17 protein-coding genes are annotated in these 17,498 nt (G+C 70.8%); 5 read left to right on the top strand and 12 right to left on the bottom strand.

Annotated elements, in window-relative coordinates; all coding sequences use genetic code 11:
* Window positions 1-723 precede the first annotated feature (723 nt).
* From ACH49X_RS14775 to ACH49X_RS14720, 12 genes are all read right to left on the bottom strand, one after another.
* The gene (locus ACH49X_RS14775) at window positions 724-1,209 is read right to left on the bottom strand and encodes a GNAT family N-acetyltransferase (protein ID WP_195077574.1); all 486 of its coding nucleotides are present in this window, start codon (window positions 1,207-1,209) and stop codon (window positions 724-726) included.
* An 81-nt stretch (window positions 1,210-1,290) separates the two neighbouring features.
* A complete protein-coding gene (locus ACH49X_RS14770; protein ID WP_195077573.1) occupies window positions 1,291-2,133 on the bottom strand; it encodes a DegV family protein in 843 nt (280 codons plus the stop codon).
* A 3-nt stretch (window positions 2,134-2,136) separates the two neighbouring features.
* Entirely contained in the window at window positions 2,137-2,832 is a 696-nt protein-coding gene (gene octT, locus ACH49X_RS14765) for a diglucosylglycerate octanoyltransferase (protein ID WP_195077919.1), read from the bottom strand.
* Window positions 2,833-3,598: 766 nt separating this feature from the next.
* The gene (locus ACH49X_RS14760) at window positions 3,599-4,261 is read right to left on the bottom strand and encodes a histidine phosphatase family protein (RefSeq protein ID WP_067810516.1); all 663 of its coding nucleotides are present in this window, start codon (window positions 4,259-4,261) and stop codon (window positions 3,599-3,601) included.
* Window positions 4,255-4,668, bottom strand: a complete 414-nt coding sequence (rsfS, locus tag ACH49X_RS14755; RefSeq protein ID WP_195077572.1) for a ribosome silencing factor — start codon at window positions 4,666-4,668, stop codon at window positions 4,255-4,257. Before rsfS ends, ACH49X_RS14760 begins: the two co-directional genes overlap by 7 nt.
* A gap of 94 nt (window positions 4,669-4,762) precedes the next feature.
* The gene (nadD, locus tag ACH49X_RS14750) at window positions 4,763-5,404 is read right to left on the bottom strand and encodes a nicotinate-nucleotide adenylyltransferase (protein WP_084823829.1); all 642 of its coding nucleotides are present in this window, start codon (window positions 5,402-5,404) and stop codon (window positions 4,763-4,765) included.
* A gap of 105 nt (window positions 5,405-5,509) precedes the next feature.
* Complete coding sequence (locus ACH49X_RS14745; RefSeq protein WP_357205125.1) at window positions 5,510-7,264, bottom strand: hypothetical protein; 1,755 nt, start codon at window positions 7,262-7,264, stop codon at window positions 5,510-5,512.
* Window positions 7,265-7,266: 2 nt separating this feature from the next.
* Complete coding sequence (locus ACH49X_RS14740; protein ID WP_323123913.1) at window positions 7,267-7,395, bottom strand: hypothetical protein; 129 nt, start codon at window positions 7,393-7,395, stop codon at window positions 7,267-7,269.
* Between the two features lie 50 nt (window positions 7,396-7,445).
* Window positions 7,446-7,787: an MmcQ/YjbR family DNA-binding protein gene (locus ACH49X_RS14735; protein ID WP_195077570.1), complete on the bottom strand. Its 342-nt coding sequence runs from the start codon at window positions 7,785-7,787 to the stop codon at window positions 7,446-7,448.
* A gap of 9 nt (window positions 7,788-7,796) precedes the next feature.
* A complete protein-coding gene (locus tag ACH49X_RS14730) occupies window positions 7,797-9,224 on the bottom strand; it encodes a VWA domain-containing protein (RefSeq protein ID WP_195077569.1) in 1,428 nt (475 codons plus the stop codon).
* A gap of 3 nt (window positions 9,225-9,227) precedes the next feature.
* Window positions 9,228-10,109 (bottom strand): MoxR family ATPase, encoded by an 882-nt coding sequence (locus ACH49X_RS14725; RefSeq protein ID WP_157112116.1) that lies wholly within the window; start codon window positions 10,107-10,109, stop codon window positions 9,228-9,230.
* An 87-nt stretch (window positions 10,110-10,196) separates the two neighbouring features.
* Window positions 10,197-11,462, bottom strand: coding sequence for a glutamate-5-semialdehyde dehydrogenase (locus tag ACH49X_RS14720; protein ID WP_195077568.1), 1,266 nt, complete (start codon window positions 11,460-11,462; stop codon window positions 10,197-10,199).
* Between the two features lie 87 nt (window positions 11,463-11,549).
* Between ACH49X_RS14720 and ACH49X_RS14715 the strand changes: the two genes are divergently transcribed.
* From ACH49X_RS14715 to ACH49X_RS14695, 5 genes are all read left to right on the top strand, one after another.
* Complete coding sequence (locus tag ACH49X_RS14715; protein WP_357205122.1) at window positions 11,550-12,428, top strand: ribokinase; 879 nt, start codon at window positions 11,550-11,552, stop codon at window positions 12,426-12,428.
* A 45-nt stretch (window positions 12,429-12,473) separates the two neighbouring features.
* Window positions 12,474-13,844 carry a glutamine synthetase family protein gene (locus tag ACH49X_RS14710; protein ID WP_195077566.1) on the top strand — a complete coding sequence of 457 codons (1,371 nt, stop codon included), beginning with the start codon at window positions 12,474-12,476 and terminating at the stop codon, window positions 13,842-13,844.
* A 1-nt stretch (window position 13,845) separates the two neighbouring features.
* On the top strand, window positions 13,846-14,925 hold the full coding sequence (locus ACH49X_RS14705) for an amidohydrolase family protein (RefSeq protein WP_357205119.1): 1,080 nt from the start codon (window positions 13,846-13,848) through the stop codon (window positions 14,923-14,925).
* A gap of 90 nt (window positions 14,926-15,015) precedes the next feature.
* Window positions 15,016-16,239 carry an RtcB family protein gene (locus ACH49X_RS14700; protein WP_195077918.1) on the top strand — a complete coding sequence of 408 codons (1,224 nt, stop codon included), beginning with the start codon at window positions 15,016-15,018 and terminating at the stop codon, window positions 16,237-16,239.
* Between the two features lie 302 nt (window positions 16,240-16,541).
* Window positions 16,542-17,471, top strand: a complete 930-nt coding sequence (locus tag ACH49X_RS14695) for an alpha/beta hydrolase (protein WP_357104729.1) — start codon at window positions 16,542-16,544, stop codon at window positions 17,469-17,471.
* Window positions 17,472-17,498 lie beyond the last annotated feature (27 nt).

Raw genomic sequence — 17,498 nt, 5'->3', positions numbered from 1 at the left:
GCACGAGATCCCATTTCCCCGCCGTGCTCGAACGTGGTCCGGGCGGTGCTTGACCCGCCGCCACAGCAGTATCGGAGGCGTGACCAATCGTCCCCGACCGGCGGTCATCGTCCTCGAATGCGGTTGTGCGGGAATCCACCACCGTTCCGACATCGGGTGCGAGCTGCGTCTCGCCAGCCGCGCGAGCGAAACGAACGTCAGGCGGAGTTGGGCTGGCCTGCCACCCGATTCCCCCTGGAGACGAGACCTTTTCATCGCGTGAGGTGTCCGCCGCCTGGACTGGGGCCGCGAGGCTGGGGCTATCGCGCTGTCCGGTCGCTCCCACGGGGACGCCACGCGGAGACGGTGTGGTCTCCCGCCCAGACGGTCCGTGCTCCGTTTCCGGCCCGCCCGCCCCGGCCGTCATGCTCGCGCCGACCCGGGCGGTCAGCTCACCCAATCGCCTTCGTACCCGCTCGCGTTCGTCCTGTCGTGACATGGCCGCGACGGTAGTGCGGGACCGCACCGGAAAGATCGGCCCGACCAGCGCGTTCGACGAATCTGTTGACAACCGCCGCCCTGTGCACAATTCGCACCGGAGCGTGGCGCCCTGCCAGGGACACGCCGTTACTCTTCACAGAAGAGCCTCGCCGAAGCGGAAACCGGGCAGTCGACAGCTATGCGCACAGCAGCATTCGGCGGTTCACCCCGATGATGTCGCGGCGGAGCGTCCGGCGACGCGCCTCAGCCCAGATCCTTGGCGAAGCAGTTCGACAACGGCAGTACCTCGTACGGCGCGAAGATCGGGATTCGGTGGTAACCGCTGCGTTCGTAGAAGCGGACGGCCTCCGGTTGCAGGTGACCGGTTTGCAGGATCAGGCGGGGGCGTCCGGCCGCGCGGGCGGCGTCCTCGGCGGCGGTGAGCAGCAGGACCGCTGCGCCCGAACCGCGGTGCGCGGGACGGACGAACATGCGCTTGACCTCGAGTTCCTCCCCGTTCCACCGCAGCGCGGCATGGCCGACCGGGCCGTCCGAATACGCTACGAAAGTGCTGTGCACAGTGGCCGGATCCACCGCGTTGGGATTCGTGGGCAGCTGCCTGGCCAGATGCGCGTAACGCGGCCCGACCTCGGCGGCCATCTCCGCGCGCAACGTCACCGCGTCGGGATGGTCCCAGTCCACCGAGGTGACGGTGAGCGGCGTGCGGACCGGTGGCTGCGCGGAACTCATGCTCCGACGCTAGCCGTACGCCGGGCGACACACCCGCATTCGGATCACCGAGATCATTGGCGGCCTGGAACTCTCGCCTGATCAGTGACACCCGCCGGGGACGACGAGCACGCCGAGCGCCCCCAACCCCAGGTGCACCGCCAGCGCGGGCCCGAACTCGGCGACGACCAGTTCTTCCAGGCCGGGAACGAGTTCGCGTAACTGACCCGCGATGGTCTGTGCCGCGTCCTCGGCGCCAAGATGCTGCACGGCCACCGCGGCGCCGTCCTCGCCGGCCGCGTCGACCGCCGCGGCGACGAGTTTCGCGTACGCCTTGGAACGCGTCCTGACTTTCTCCCGCAACTCCAACCGGCCCTCGACGATGTGCAGCAGCGGCTTGGTGACCAGCTCGCTGCCGAAGAACGACGCCGCCGAGGACAACCTGCCGCCGCGGCGCAACTGTTCGGTGCGATTGACCAGGATGAACGTGCGGGCGCGCGCGGCGGCGGCGACGGCCGCGTCGTAGACCACGTCCAGTGGCGCCCCGGTCTTGGCTCGCCGCGCGGCGGCCAGCGCGGGCAGCCCGGTGGCCAGCCCGGCCCCGAGCGAGTCGACCAGCCGGACGCGGTGGGCGGCGTCCATGTCGCGCACGGCCTGCCGACCGGCCTCCCAGGTGCCCGACAGCTGGCGGGAAATGTGCACCGCGACAACGCCGTCCCCGCCGCTTCGCTCCCAGGCCCGCTCGTACACCTCCCGCAGCTCGCCGGGTGATGCGGCCGAAGTGGTCACGGTGTCGGAGGCATAGTCGATCTCGACCGGGTCGACGCCTTCCCGCATCGCCCGGTCACCGACCAGGACGTGCAGCGGGACGACGGCGATATCCAGCTCGTCGAGGTGTTCGGCAGGGAGGCTGGCGGACGAATCGGTGACGACCACGACTGCCACGGACTACCGGACCTCCTGCAGGGTCTTGACCATCGCGTTGGCCACCGCCGTGTGACCGTCCCAGCCCCAGTGGATGCCGTCGGGGTTCGCCTCGCCGGAAAAGATGTTGTCGCGCACCGCCTCGCCCAGGTCGACCAGCGGCACCGAGGTCCGGCCGGACCAAGCGCGCAGCGCCTCGACCGCCCGAGGCCGGCCGGAGTGCACGCGACCGTAGGCCGCGCAGTCGTGCACCGATGGCAGCACCGCCACGACGGGCAGGTCGGGCCGCAATTGCGCCAGCGCCGTACGGCACTGCTCCAGATAGTCGACGCTCACCTTGGGCGGAAGCGCCACGGGCCTGCCGAGTTTCGAAAGCTTGGGTTGCAGCCAGTTGTAGGTGGCGCGGACGACGCGGCGCAGAGCGGGCGGGCGCACATAGCGGATCAGTTCGCGCAGTGCGGTGGGCAGCGGGGAGGGCAGCGTGTCCATGCCGCCGACGGCGAAGACCACCGCACCCGCGCGCGGCACCGCGGCCCATACCCGGGGATCGCCGATCAGCGCCCAATAGGCGTCGCGACAGGTCCAGCCGATCCGGGCGACCAATTCGACATCCCAGTCCAGCTCGGCCCCAACGAGATTGGGCCAGATGCGCGGATGGTCGGCGGGCAGCCCGCCCTTGGGCCCGAAATAGGCCAGGGAATCGGCGATCACCAGCAGCACCGGGCGCGCGGCTTCCCGCGTTTCGACGGGCTGGTCCGCGGCAGCGGAAGCAGGCTCGCCCGAACCGAGTCCCGCTTCCCCGGTCACAGCGGACCGAGTCGTCGTGGCGGACTCGAACACAAGGTCGGCCGGCGCTGGCGATGCGGGGATCGCGTCTGCCACCGACCGGTCCGCCACCGAGGCGACCGATTCCTCGGACACCGCGAGGAACCGATCCGCCACTGTGGCAGCCGATTCGGCGATCGCGTCGGCCGCCCAAATGACCGATTCCCCCGGCGCTGCCACGGAACCATCCGCCGCCGGAGCAACCGATTCGCCGGGCGCTACCGCAGACCGATCCGCCACCGGAGCAACCGGTTCCGCCAGCTCTGCCACAGAACCATCCGCCGCCGGAGCAACCGATTCGCCGAGCGCTACCGCAGACCGATCCGCCCCTGTAGCAACGATTTCCCCCACCGCTGCCACGGAACCATCCGCCACCGAAACGTCGTTCGTAATGCCGACAGGCGAGGGAGCGCCGCCGACGTGCACCTGGGGCGGTACCTCGGTGACGATATCGCCGGAACCGTCGTCCTCCGCGTCGGATTCCTCTCCGGACGCCGACCCGCCGCCGGATTCGCCTGCCGCGCCGGAAGCTTCGCCGGAGGTGGCCTCGGGTTCGCGGGAAGCCGGTGGCGGACCGCCGAACAACGCGTCGGGCAACTGCCGTTCCGGCCGCGCCGACACCTTACGGAACAGTTCGTCCGGGACCGATCTGATCGGCTCTTCAGAGGACATCCGGTGCTACCTTCGCCGCTGCGTTCCACACATCCAGACGCCAGCCGGGCTGTTCGATGCTCGGGCCGTGGCTGCTGAGCTGCACCCAGCTGGTGTTGGCCAGTCCTCCGAGGATCGGCCAGTTCTGCGGCGGCAGATCGAGCAGCGCGGCCGTGAGGGCGGCGATCAGCCCGCCGTGCGCCACCAGGATGATAGTCCGGCCCGGCCAGTCCTGTCGCTCGGCCAGCAACTCCTGCACCACCGGCAGCGACCGCGCTCCGACCTCGAGTTTGCTCTCGCCGTTGGGCGGGGTGTAGCGCGCGTCCAGCCGCCACGCCATGCGCGCGCCCGGATAGTCGGCGTCGACTTCCAGGTGGGTCAGCCCCTCCCAGTCACCGAGGTTGGTCTCCCGCAATCTGACGTCCGGCACGACGGTGAGCCCGGTGTGTTCGGCCAGAGCCGTCGCGGTGTCGAAGGCGCGGCGCAGATCCGAGGAGTGGATCGCGATGGCGTTGCGCGAAACGAGTTCGCGCGCCGCCTCTTTGGCCTGCCTGCGGCCGAGTTCGGTGAGATCGGTGTCGATCTGGCCTTGCATGCGGTCGGTGGCGTTCCACTCGGTTTGCCCGTGGCGCAACAGGATGAGGGTGCGCACGCCGGCATGTCTGCTCACGATCGCGCCTCGTCCTCCGTCGCCGTGGCGCGCGAATCCGGCGCGGCACCGGTGATGCCTTCGACCGGCACCACGGGGCAGTCCTTCCACAGACGTTCCAGCGCATAGAAATTGCGCTCGTCGTTGTGCTGGATGTGCACGACGACGTCGACGTAGTCCAGCAGCGCCCAGCGGCCCTCTCGGGTGCCCTCGCGCCGGACCGGCTTGTGCCCGGCCGCGCGGAGCTTCTCCTCCACGTTGTCGACGATGGCGTTGACCTGACGCTCGTTGGGCGCGGACGCGATCACGAAGCAGTCGGTGATCACCAGTTGCTCCGACACGTCGAGCACCACCACGTCGGACGCCAGCTTCTCGTCCGCGGCCAGCGCGGCGACCTGCGCGATCTCCACCGACTCGGTCGACGCGGTCATGCCAGCACCTCCCGGGCGCTCGGCGCGGCCGCACGCGCGGCTTCGTCGATCGTCGGCTCGCTCATGCCCGCACCTTCGCTGCGCTCGCTCACGCTCAGCTACCTTCCGCTGCTCCGGGCACATACAGGTGCCGCTTCGATATGTACTGCACCACGCCGTCGGGGACGAGGTACCACACCGGCCGGTTCTCGGCGGCGCGGCGACGGCATTCGCTCGACGAGATCGCCAGCGCGGGGACCTCGACCATGGTCACCGCATCCGGCGGGAGATCCCGCAGATGCTCCTCGAGATGATCGATGTTCAGCTCGTACCCCGGACGGCTCACCCCGACGAACTTCGCCAGTTCGAACAGTTCTGCCCAATCCTGCCATGTCAGGATGCTGGCCAGCGCGTCAGCACCGGTGATGAAGTACAGCTCGGCGCCGGGATGGGCCGATCGCATCTCCCGCAGGGTGTCCACGGTGTAGGTGACCTTGCCGCGGTCGATGTCCGCGCGGCTCACCGAGAACCGAGGGTTGGACGCGGTCGCGATGACGGTCATCAGGTACCGGTCCTCGGCCGGGCTGACCTGCTTGTGCGATTTCTGCCACGGTTGTCCGGTCGGGACGAAGATCACTTCATCCAGGTCGAACCGGTGCGCGACCTCGCTGGCGGCGACCAGATGCCCGTGGTGGATGGGGTCGAACGTGCCGCCCATCACCCCGAGCTTGCGGCCGCGCCGACCTCTCTCGTGCATGACTGCCGAGCTTAACGGGTGGCGCGGGGCCGGTGAGCGGGGGCGGGAACCGACTGGAGACACCCGCCCGCACTACGCTCGCCGCGAGGGTCCGGCGGCGACGCCTCAGACGGTGGTTTCGGCGCCGCCCCCCAGCCGCGCGGCGCGGTGGTAGGCCGCCACCGCCTCGGCGTCCTGCCCGCAGCGCTCCAGCGCGGTGGCGGCCGCCCACGCCAGCTCGGCGTGCAACTTCGTCCGCTCCGGGTCGCGCTCGACCAGTCGCGCCCCGGCGAGGAACTGCCGCGCGGCCTCGCGATGACGGTCGAGTGCGTCCAGCGATCGGCCGAACTGCGCGCGCACCACCGCCAGTTCACCGGACGGATACGGAATCGCATCGCTGCGCAGCGCCTGTTCGAACAGGGCCGCGGCCTCGCCGTGCCGCCCGGCGCGATGGAACGCGCGTGCGGCGACCAGGGTGTGATGCAGCGCGTCCGGTTCCGACAGCCCCTCCCAGCGCGCCGCGGCGCGCACCGCGGCGTCGGCGAGATCGAGTTCCCGGTCGGGCTGGCTCGCGATGGCGATGACCAGCTGGGCGCCCAACCGGGCGGCCTCCTCCGCCGCCAGCACCGGTGCGCCGAGCGCCAGCGCTTCGCGCAGGTGCGCTTCGGCCTCGTCGGGCGTATCGGCGAGCCGGGCGGCGCCGAGTTCGCCCAGCCTGCGCACCTCCGCGGCCCGGTCACCGGAGAAGTCGTCGGCCACCGAAACGCTGTCCGGCCGGCTCCCCGCGCGCGGCAGTGTGCTGCGTAAACCGAGCGGCAACCGATCCACCAGCGGTTCGGCGGCGAGCCGGGCCGCGGTGCGCAGGCTGACCGCGCTGGTGCCGTTGCGGGCGTCGTAGCGGGCGCACAGCGCGCCGATCTGCACCTCCAGCCGGGCGCGCACCGATTCCACCGTCCCTTCCGCCAGCGGAAGATCACCCAGCCGCAGCGTCACCAGCCTGCGCAGCAGCACGCACACCCCGGTGGCGAACGCCAGGCGCGCACCCACGACCGCGCCGGGATCGGCCAGCGCGCTCGCGTGCTCGGTGAGGATTTCCAGCCCCCGTGCCTCGTTGCCGGTCAGCGCACAGAATTCCAGGTGCAGCGCCACCGACGGACGTAGCTCGGCGGTGTGGCGGACCAGCGGATATCCGGATAGGTGCGCGCCGCGGGCCGCCGCGACGCGGCCGGTGCGCACCAGCGGGAGCAATGCGCGCGCCAGCACGCGGTGCGGCTCGTCGGCACAGGTTCGCTCGCCGTCCAGCACGGGTTTCCACTGTGCGAGCCCGCCCTCGTCGTCGCCGCGCGACACGCTCGTCACGCCCCATTCGCCGCGCTCACACACTTCGCAGTCGGACATGTTGTCGCGCGGAGCGGTCATCGCCCGGTCCAGCCACGCGGCGGCGGCCGCGCCGTCCCCGATCGCGCGGCTGAGTTCGGAGCGCAGCGCCAGCACCGGACGCGGGCTGTAGCCGCGCTGCCGATAGCGGCTGTCCAGTTCACCGAACCAGCGATCGATCGTGGACAGCGGTATCGCGGGGTTGTCGATCATGCCCCGAGTCACCCGTTTCAGGTACCAGTGCACCGAATGTGTCATCGAGCCCAGCTCGGCGGGGTGATCGTCGTAGATCCGAAGCAACCTGCCATAGGCGCCGGGCACCAGGTCGGATTCGCCCGCAGAGATGTAGGACTGCGCCAGTTCCAGCAACACCCTGCCTTCCAGCGCGCGATTCGTTCCGATTCGCGCGGCCGCGGCGAGGGTCTCCAGTCGCTCGGTCCGCGTCCGGCCGTGCGGCAGCGCGCCGATCTGTGCCAGTGCCGCGCCGATCTCGGCGGAGTCCATGCTCACTCCGTCTCTACGCCGCGGGCGGCGGCGCGTTGGCCGAGGAAGCCGCCGCAGGCACGATCGCCCGCGCTCAGCGGGCGGTGGATCATCAGCGGGGCGCGCGAATCGACTGGGAACGAATAGTTCATGGCCGCCGATCTTTTCGGCGTACGCCAAAGATCCGCTTAACGAACGCTTTTCAAGCGGTCGGGCGCTTGCTCTTCGGCAGCTTGCTCACGACCGCCTCGTAGGAGATATCCACCAGCTCGTACAGTTCGTTATCCGAGACCGCGCCGCCGAACCGGATGACGTTCCAGCCGTAGCGCCCGATGTAGGCCGACGCCGACACGTCCTCGGGATACACCCGGACCAGTTCGTCGGCCTCCTCGCGGGTCCGCCCGCATTTGAGTCCGACCGACGTCGCGCCGAGAAACGCGAAGATCTTGTCGCCGACCTTGGCGACGACGTCGCCCTCCCACGGTTCGTCCTGCCAGGCGCCCGGCTTGGCCAGGCAGTAGCTCAGCAGCGCGGCATCGTCCATGCCGCCTTCCTACACCGGCAGCAGCCGCGAGACCACCGCGGTGAGCTGTTTGGCCGAACGACATTCGTGCATCTCGATCACGTCGCGGTACTTGTCCGCCGCGGAATCGCCGGAACCCCACTGGTTGCGCGGTTCCGGATTCAGCCAGTGCGCGTGTTTGGCCACCTCGACCAGCGACCGCAAGGTGTCCAGCTCGGGGTCACGGTAGTTCGTGCGTGCGTCGCCGAGGATGAGCAGCGAGCTGCGGCTGGTGACGGCGTCCGGGAAGTCCCTGGCGAACCCGGCCAGCGCGTTGCCGTAGTCGGAGTGCCCGTCCAGGCCGACGACGTTCGCCTCACCGAAGATCCGGGCCATCGCCCGGTCCAGCTGGGTGTGCGGGTCGAAGAACCGGGTCACCTCGTCGATCTGGTCGACGAACGCGAAGATGCGCACCCGGGAGAACTGCTCGCGCAGCGCGCTCACCAGCAACAGCGTGAAGTTGCTGAAACCGGCGACCGAGCCGGAGACGTCGCACAGCAGCACCAGCTCGGGACGGCCCGGCCGCGGCTTGCGGTTCACCAGATCGATGGGCACGCCACCCGTCGACATCGACGCGCGCAGCGTGCGGCGCAGGTCGATGGCACCGCGGCGGGCATGCCTGCGGCGGGCGGCAAGCCGCGCGGCCAGGATCCGGGCCAACCGCTGGGTACTGCGTTTGAGTTCGCCGAGTTCGGCTTCGGAGGCGCGCAGGAAGTCGACCTCCTCGGCCTGCCGGGCGACGCCGTAGCTCGCCACGCGCTCGCGGCCGATCCGTTCGGCGACCCGCCGCCTGGTCTCGGCCTCCACGGTCGCACGGAAACCGGCGATGCGCTGCCGGGCGGCGCGGCGGGCGATCTCGGCGTCGAACTCGCTCGCGTCCGGCCCGAGTGCCATGCCGGCGAGAATCTTCGCCAGCAAGGTCTGCGGCTGCACCTCTTTCAGCGCCTGATACGACGAGAAGGACGGACCGCGGGCGGATTGATACTGGCCGAGCTGTTCGACCAGCTGCGCGGCCAGCGCCTCGAGCTGCGGGGTGGCCGACTCCTGCGCCAGCAGTTCCGCGAGCAGTTCGCGCAGCGCCGGGATGTCCACGTCCCCCGAGGGCGTCTGCGGGATCTCGAGCTCGTCCTGGTCCGCGGCGCGTTGCCCGACGGCGACGGGGAACCACAGGTCGAACAGCCCGTCGAAGGTCGCGCGGTGGGTGGTGCGCCGCAGCAACGCGCACGCCAATCCCTCGCGCAGGACCTCACGGTCCATCAGGTCGAGCACGGTCACCACACGGCCCGCGTCCACCGTCTCCGAAGGTCCGACCGGTATCCCGCGCGCCCGCAGCGCCTCCACGAATCCGACCAGATGCCCCGGAATGCCGTGCGGCGCGCTCAGCGCCGCGACATCGGCGGGGACCGGACCGGTCGCCATGACTCAGGCCAGCTTCAGTTCGGCCAGCGCGCGCTGATGGTCGCTCTGGTGTTTGAGGACCACGCCGAGCGTGGCCCGGACGGTGGTGTCGTCCAGGTCGCGCAGGCCGAGCGCCAGCAGCGTGCGGCCCCAGTCGATCGACTCCGCGACCGAGGGCAGCTTCTTCAACTGCATGCCGCGCAGCACGTGCACGATCCGCACCAGCTGCGCCGCGACCGCCGCCGACAGTTCGGGCACCCGGCTGGCCAGGATGCGCCGCTCCAGCTCCTCGTCCGGGAAATCCAGGTGCAGGTACAGGCAGCGGCGCTTGAGCGCCTCGGACAGCTCGCGGGTGGCGTTCGAGGTGAGCACGACGAACGGTTTACGGCTCGCGGTGATCGTGCCCAGTTCCGGCACCGTCACCGCGAAGTCGCTGAGCACCTCGAGCAGCAGGCCCTCGATCTCGACGTCGGCCTTGTCGGTCTCGTCGATCAGCAGCACCGTGGGATCGGAACGCCGGATCGCGGTCAGCAGCGGGCGCGACAGCAGGAACTCCTCGGTGAAGACGTCGGCCTTCGTCTCTTCCCAGTCGTTCTCGCTGGATGCCTGGATGCGCAGGATCTGCTTGGCGTGGTTCCACTCGTACAGCGCGCGGGCCTCGTCGACGCCCTCGTAGCACTGCAGCCGCACCAGCTCGGCGCCCGAGGTCTGCGCGACCGCGCGCGCCAGCTCGGTCTTGCCCACACCCGCCGGCCCTTCGATCAGCAACGGCTTGCCCAGGCGATCGGCGAGGAACACCGAGGTGGCGGTGGCCTTGTCCGCCAGGTAGCCCGTGCTCGCCAACCGTTCGATCACATCGTCCACCGACGTGAAGATCGGCTCCTGTACTGCGCTCTCCGACACCACCCGGCACCTTCCTTCCGAACCATCCCCCACGCTACGGCAGCGCGCCGCCGACGCCGACTCGGCATCGGCCGCGGCCACGCACGCGGGTCAGACGGGCCGGATCTGCCCTTCGCCCCAGACGATCCACTTCGTGGAGGTCAGCTCCGGCAGGGCCATCGGCCCGCGAGCGTGCAGCTTCTGGGTGGAGATCCCGATCTCGGCGCCGAAGCCGAACTGCTCGCCGTCGGTGAACGCGGTGGAGGCGTTCACCATCACCGCGGCGGCGTCCACCCGGCTGGTGAATTCGCGGGCCGCGGCGAGGTCGCCGGTGACGATGGCCTCGGTGTGGCCGGTGCCCCAGGTGTTGATGTGCTCCACCGCCGCGTCCAGGCCGTCGACCACTTTCAGCGCGATGTCCAGGGTGAGGTACTCCTCGCCCCAGTCGGCGTCGGTGGCAGGAACCTGGCCGGGCAGGTCACCGTGGATGGTGACGCCGGAACGTTCCAGCGCCGCGGTGAGCCGGGGCAGCGCCGTGTCCGCGATGCCCGCGTCGATCAGCACGGTCTCGGCCGCGTTGCACACGCTGGGACGGCGGGTCTTGGCGTTGATCAGGATCCGCTCGGCCATGTCCAGGTCCGCGGCGGCGTGCACGTAGACGTGGCAGTTGCCGGTGCCGGTCTCGATGGTGGGCACCTGCGCGTCGCGTACCACCGCGTTGATCAACCCGGCGCCGCCGCGCGGAATGACCACGTCGACCAGGCCGCGCGCCTGGATCAGATGGGTGACGCTGGAACGGTCCTCACTCGGCAGCAGCTGCACTGCGTCGGCCGGGATGCCCTGCGCCGCAAGCGATTCACGCAGCACCGCGACGAGCGCGGCATTGGACCGGGCCGCCGAGGACGAGCCGCGCAGCAGGGCGGCGTTACCGGATTTGAGCGCGAGCCCGAACGCGTCGACGGTGACGTTCGGCCTCGCCTCGTACACCATGCCCACCACGCCGAGCGGCACGCGCACCTGACGGATCTCCAGACCGTTCGGCAAGGTCGAGCCGCGCACCACCACACCGACCGGATCGGGCAGCCCCGCGACCTGACGCAGACCGGAGGCGATGCCGTCGATGCGCGGCTTGGTCAGCCGCAGCCGGTCCAGCAGCGATTCCTCGGTGCCCGCGGCCTGCGCCGCGGCGATGTCCTCGGCGTTGGCGGCCAGCACCCGGTCGGCGGCGGCCAGCAGTGCGTCGGCGGCGGCGTGCAGGGCCTCGTTCTTCTGCGCGGTCGTCAGCTGGGCGAGCGCCCGCGACGCGACCCTGGCCTTGCGCGCGGCCTCGTGCACCACCTCGCGGACATCGGGCTGGGTGGTCGTTCCTACCGTCATGGGTACAGCCTACGCACCGGGTACACCGCCGATCCCACCCGCTGCTACGCGTGCGCGACGCGGCCACGGCGACTACCGTCCGGCGATATGACGGCCGAATCGGACGCTCCCGCGATCGTGGTGCTCGGCAGCATCAACATGGATCTGATCACCACGACCGCACGCAGACCGGTCCCCGGCGAGACCGTCCTCGGCGGCGGCTTCGCCATGGTGCCCGGCGGGAAAGGCGCCAATCAGGCCATCGCGGCCCAGCGCGCGGGCGGCGAGGTCCGCTTCCTCGGAGCGGTCGGCGACGACGTCTTCGCCGGTGAACTGCGCGGCGCGCTCACGGACGCCGCGGTGCGCACCGATCTGCTGCGCACCGTCGCCGGGCCGAGCGGCATCGCCACGATCGTCGTGGACGACGACGGCGAGAACAGCATCATCGTCGTCGGAGGCGCCAACGCGCGGATGACCGAGCTGACCGAGGACGACATGGCCGCTATAGCGGACGCCGATATCCTGTTGTGCCAGTTGGAGATTCCGATCGAGACGGTGACCACCGCCGCCGGCCACGCCCGCGCGAACGACACCACCGTGCTGGTGAACCCCTCGCCTGCCCGTCCGCTGCCCGCCGAACTGTGGGCGAATATCGATGTGGCCGTGGTGAATTCGGGCGAGGCCGAGCGGCTGGGCGCGGACCTGGACGCCGTCGCGCACCTGGTGGTGACCCGGGGGGCGGCGGGCGCGGACTATCGCGGGCCCGGCGGCGTCCGCCTGTCCCGGCCCAGTCCGCGGGTGGATGTCGTCGACACCACCGGCGCGGGCGACGCCTTCACCGGCGCGCTGGCCACGGCCTGGCATCGGGGTCCGGAATGGGCTTTGACCTGGGCTTGCGCCGCCGGAGCGCTGGCGACTACCCGGTTGGGCGCGAGCAGTTCGATCCCGGCCTGCGAGGAGATCACCGCCGCGTTGGTCGCGCAGTAGCGCCGCGGCGGCTCCCGGTGCGCCAGGGCCGATATCGTGATGGGCATGGCCACCACGCCGGATCGCATCCCCGCCGAGGGCGACCCCGCGCCGATCGAGCGGCTGGACGCGTCCATGGTCGCGCTGAGCTTCGTGGACAACGCGGGCATCACGCGCGTCAAAGCCGTCCCCAGGCAGCGGCTCGATCCGGCGTCCCGGTACGGCGTCGGGGTGTCGCCGTGCTTCGAGACCTTCGCCTTCGACGACCTGATGGCGATCGGGCGCTATCTCGGCGGGCCCGACGGCGATCTGCGGCTCGTCCCCGATCTGAGCATGCTCACCGAACTGGCCTGCCAACCCGGCTGGGCGTGGGCGCCCACGGACAAGTACAACCAGGACGGCACCCGATTCGCCGCCTGCCAGCGCCACTTCGCGGCCCGGCAGACGGCGGCGGCGCGGGCGGCAGGGCTGCGGTTGTCCATGGCGTTCGAGACCGAATGGGCGGTGGGCCGCGCCGACGACGCCGACGGTTTCACACCCGCGATCGACGGCCCCGCCTACGGCCTGGTGCGGCTCGGACAGGTGGCCGACTACGCCGCCGACCTGGTCGCGGCGCTCGAGCGGCAGGGCGTCACCGTGGCGCAGTTCCATCCGGAATACGCGCTCGCGCAATTGGAGTTGTCCGTCGAACCGTCCGAACCGGTCACGGCCGCCGACCAGGCGGTGCTGGTGCGGCACACGATCCGGCAGGTGAGCGCGCGGCACGGCTGGCGTGCGCTGCTGGCCCCGTGCATCGAACCGGGAGGAGCCGGTTCCGGAGCGCATCTGCACCTGTCGGTGGCCGACGCGGAGGGACCGTTGTTCGCCGGCGGCGACGGTCCGCACGGCATGCGGCCGTCCGGCGAGGCGTTCCTGGCCGGGGTGCTGCGGGAACTGCCCGCGCTGGTCGCGGTCGGAGCGGGCAATCCGGCCAGCTTCCTGCGGTCCGAGCCGTCGCGCTGGGCGGGGGTCTGGCAGTGCTGGGGCCACGAGACCAGGGAGGCCGCGCTGCGCTTCGTCACCGGGGTGCGCGGCACCGAGTCGTGGGCGGCCAACGCCGAGATCAAGTGTCTCGACGCGACCGGCAATCCGTACCTGATCGTCGGGGCGGTGCTCGCCGCCGGGCTCGCCGGTGTCGCCGAACAGTTGCGTCTTCCGCCCGAGATCGTCGGCGACCCCGCGACTTTCGACGCCGAAGCCCACAGGATGTCGGAGGTGCGCCGCCTGCCGACCACCCCGTCCGAAGCCGCCGGCCATCTCGCCGCCTCGAAGGTGCTCGCCGACGCCATGGGCGTCGAGCTGCACGACGCGCTGCTCACCGTGCGCCACGCGGAGGCCGAGCGGTACGCCGCCGCGAGCGCCGAAGAGCTGGTCGCCCTCACCCGCTGGCGGTTCTGACATGCTCACCGACGATGTCCGGCTCACCGACCACCACTGTCACGGGGTGGACACCGGCGATCTGGATCGGCCCGGCTTCGAGCGCTTGCTCGGGGAAGGCGCGCGCGGCAGTTTCGACTCCGCGATCGGGCTCGCCGTGCGCCGCTGGTGCGCCCCCGCGCTCGATCTGCCCGCCCATGTCGGCCCGGATGTCTACCTCCGTCATCGCGCCCGGCTCGGTGGCCGCGAGGTGGCCGCCCGGCTGCTGCGCGCATCCGGGGTGAACCGATGGTTCCTGGATACCGGAATCGGCGGGGGCATCGCTGATTTCGCGGCTCTCGTGGACGGAGAGGTGCGCGAGGTGATCCGGCTCGAGGAGGTGGCCGAGCAAGTCGTCGCGCAGGTCGGCGCGGTGTCGGGGGTGTACGAGCGGATCGAAGCGGAACTGCGTGCGCGGGCGGCGGGCGCCGTCGGGTTGAAGACGATCGTGGCCTACCGATACGGTCTCGACTTCCCGCTGCGGGATCACCCGCCGACCAGTTTCGCGCCCGAACACCGGCTCACCGACCCGGACGTCCTCGGCTGGCTGGTCGGCCTCGGCGCGCGCATCGGCGCCGAACTCGGTCTTCCGCTGCAATTCCACACCGGCTTCGGTGACCCCGACCTGCGCCTGCGGCACGGCGACCCGCTGCTGCTCACCGACTTCCTGCGCCGGACCGCGGGCACCGGCCTGTCGGTGATGCTGCTGCACTGCTGGCCCTTCCACCGCCATGCCGCCTACCTCGCGCACGTCTTCGAGCACGTCCATCTGGATCTCGGCCTGACCATCCCCTACGTGGGACAGCGGGCCGGTGCCGTGCTGGCCGAGACGCTGGAGCTGGCCCCGTTCCGGGCGCTGTGCTATTCCTCCGACGGTTACGGCCTGCCGGAGCTGCACTACCTCGGCGCGCTGCTCTGGCGGCGTGGCCTCGGAAAGCTCGTCGACGAATGGCTCGCCGACGACGCGATCACCACCGCCGACGCGGAAGCCTTGGTCGGCGCCTTCGGCCACGGGAATGCCGAGCGCGTCTATCCCGCGCGGTTCTCGCGGACGGTCGGCTGACCGGCACGACCGGGCGGTCGGATAATCGGGTGCGCCGGGTGTCCTCGATACCTACCGTTGATGGCGTACCCCAACGGAAGGACCGAGACCATGTTTCCCGTCGAGCTGCGCGGCACCAAGGCGCAGACGCTGATGTGGGCCGATGAGCACGATGTCGAGCAGGCCGCGCTCCAGCAGCTGCGCAACATCGCCGCGCTGAAATGGGTCCACGGCGTCCGCGTGATGCCGGACGTGCACCTCGGCAAGGGAGCCACGGTCGGCTCGGTGATCGCGATGAAGGACGCGGTGTCACCCGCCGCGGTCGGCGTGGACATCGGCTGCGGCATGGAGAGCGTGCGCACCGATCTCACCGCGGCCGACCTGCCCGACAGCCTGCGTTCGCTGCGGTCGCGCATCGAGGCGGCGGTGCCGGTCGGCTTCCAGGCGCATCGCGACGCCGTGGACGTCACCCGGCTCGGTCACCAGGTCGCCGGGCTCGGTGCGAGCACCGCGACGCTGCGCGCGGGCTGGGACCGGTTCTGGGGTTCGTTCGCCGCGCTCGACCACGGGGTGCGGGCGCGCGAGTCCAAGGCGCACAAGCAGATGGGCACGCTCGGCGGCGGCAACCACTTCATCGAGATCTGCCTGGATACCGAAGACCGGGTCTGGATTCTGCTGCACTCGGGCAGCCGCAACATCGGCAAGGAACTCGCCGAGCGCCACATGGCGATCGCGCGCACGCTGCCGCACAACGCCGATCTGCCCGACCGCGACCTGGCGGTCTTCGTCTCCGGCACGCCGGAGATGGAGGCCTACCGGCGCGACCTCACCTGGGCGCAGGAGTACGCGGCGCGCAACCGCGCGGTGATGCTCGCCCTGGTCTGCCGCGCGGTCGCGGCCGAATTCGCCGAGCGCGGTGTGCGTTTCGAGCAGCCCATCAGCTGCCACCACAACTATGTGGCGGAGGAGATCATCGACGGCGTGCCCATGCTGGTCACCCGCAAGGGGGCCGTACGCGCGGGCGAGGGCGACCTCGCGCTGATCCCCGGCTCGATGGGCACCCGCTCGTATGTCGTTCGCGGCAAAGGGAATCCGGCTTCGTTCCAGTCGGCCTCGCACGGCGCGGGACGGCGGATGAGCCGCAACGCGGCCAAGAGGCAGTTCTCGGTCGCCGATCTGATCGCCCAGACCGAGGGCGTCGAGTCGCGCAAGGACGCGGGCGTGGTGGACGAGATCCCGGCCGCGTACAAGGACATCGATGAGGTCATCGCGGCACAGCGGGACCTGGTCGACGTGGTCGCGACGCTGCGCCAGGTGCTCTGCGTCAAAGGCTGATCGTCGCGTGAGCCGACTGCCGCCGGGCGATTCGCTTGGTCCGGCGGTCGGCATCGCCGCAAGGGCCGCGGCGAACCGGCTCCGACGACAGCGGGCCGAGCCCCGCCCATCCCGATTTCCGCGACAGCGGCCTCTGCTCTCCAGGCGTTCGAGTTCCGGCGCTCCCGGCCGCTCCACCGTGGATCACCGCTACCGGGCGCTCGACGCCTATCCCGATCGGTGGCGCCGACAAGCCGACGAGCGCGTCAGCCGAGATTCGTGTCGGTCTCGATGTCCTGGTGACCCGCTCGATACCATCGGATATGCGCTGGCGGCCTTCGTTCTTCTCGCCCCCTCCTGAGTCGGACCCCGCGGCCGGTCCGCCGGAGATTCCCGGCGTGCGGCGCTCCTACGTCACCGCCCGTGGTGTGCGTTTCCACGTGACCGAGGCGGGTCCGCCCGACGGACGCCCGGTGCTGGCATTGCACGGCTGGCCCGAGCATCACTACGCCTACCGTCATCTGCTCGCCGATCCGCCGGACGGGCTGCGGATCATCGCGCCGGACCTGCCCGGCTACGGCTGGTCCGGTCCCCCGCCGCACCGATGGGCCAAGGACGACGTCGCTTCCGACCTGCTCGCGTTGCTGGACGAGCTCGGCTGCGAGCGGGCCCTGCTGGCCGGCCACGATTGGGGCGGCTATATCGCCCACCTGCTCGTGTTGCGCGAACCGGAGCGATTCGACGCGCTGCTCGCACTCAACATCGCGCACCCGTGGCAGACGGCGCGTACCTTCCTCCCGCACGCGTGGCGGTTTCTGCTCTACCAGCCCGCCGTCGCGGCGTTCGGCGACTACTTGCACCGGCGAACCCGCTTCCTGGAGCTCGTCTTCGCCGGCTCGGTACGCGATCGCGCGACGTTCGGGCCCGAGGCGGTCCGCGTCTACTCGGACCGTTTCCGCGATCCCGTCTGCGCCCGCACCGCGACCGACACCTACCGCACTTTCCTGCTGCGCGAAGTCCCCCGTTCGGCCGGCCGCGGCGAACGACGCCGGGCGACGATCCCGATCCGCACGCTGTTCGGGGTCGAAGACGCGGCGATCCATCCAGCGCTCGCCGCCGAGGAAACCGCGCGTGCCGACGACTACCGCCTGGAATTGGTGCGTAGCTGCGGCCACTTCATCCTCGAGGAACGTCCGGAGCTGGTCCGGGCCCGGCTGGCCGAGCTGGCGGCCGCTACCACGCGGCCCGCCTGATCACGGCGCACGTCGAGGCCACCCGGG

Origin of the sequence: Nocardia sp. NPDC019323 (genome assembly GCF_044389845.1) — a bacterium.
GTDB classification, from domain to species: domain Bacteria; phylum Actinomycetota; class Actinomycetes; order Mycobacteriales; family Mycobacteriaceae; genus Nocardia; species Nocardia implantans.
This window is presented reverse-complemented; position numbering and strand designations above follow the sequence as displayed.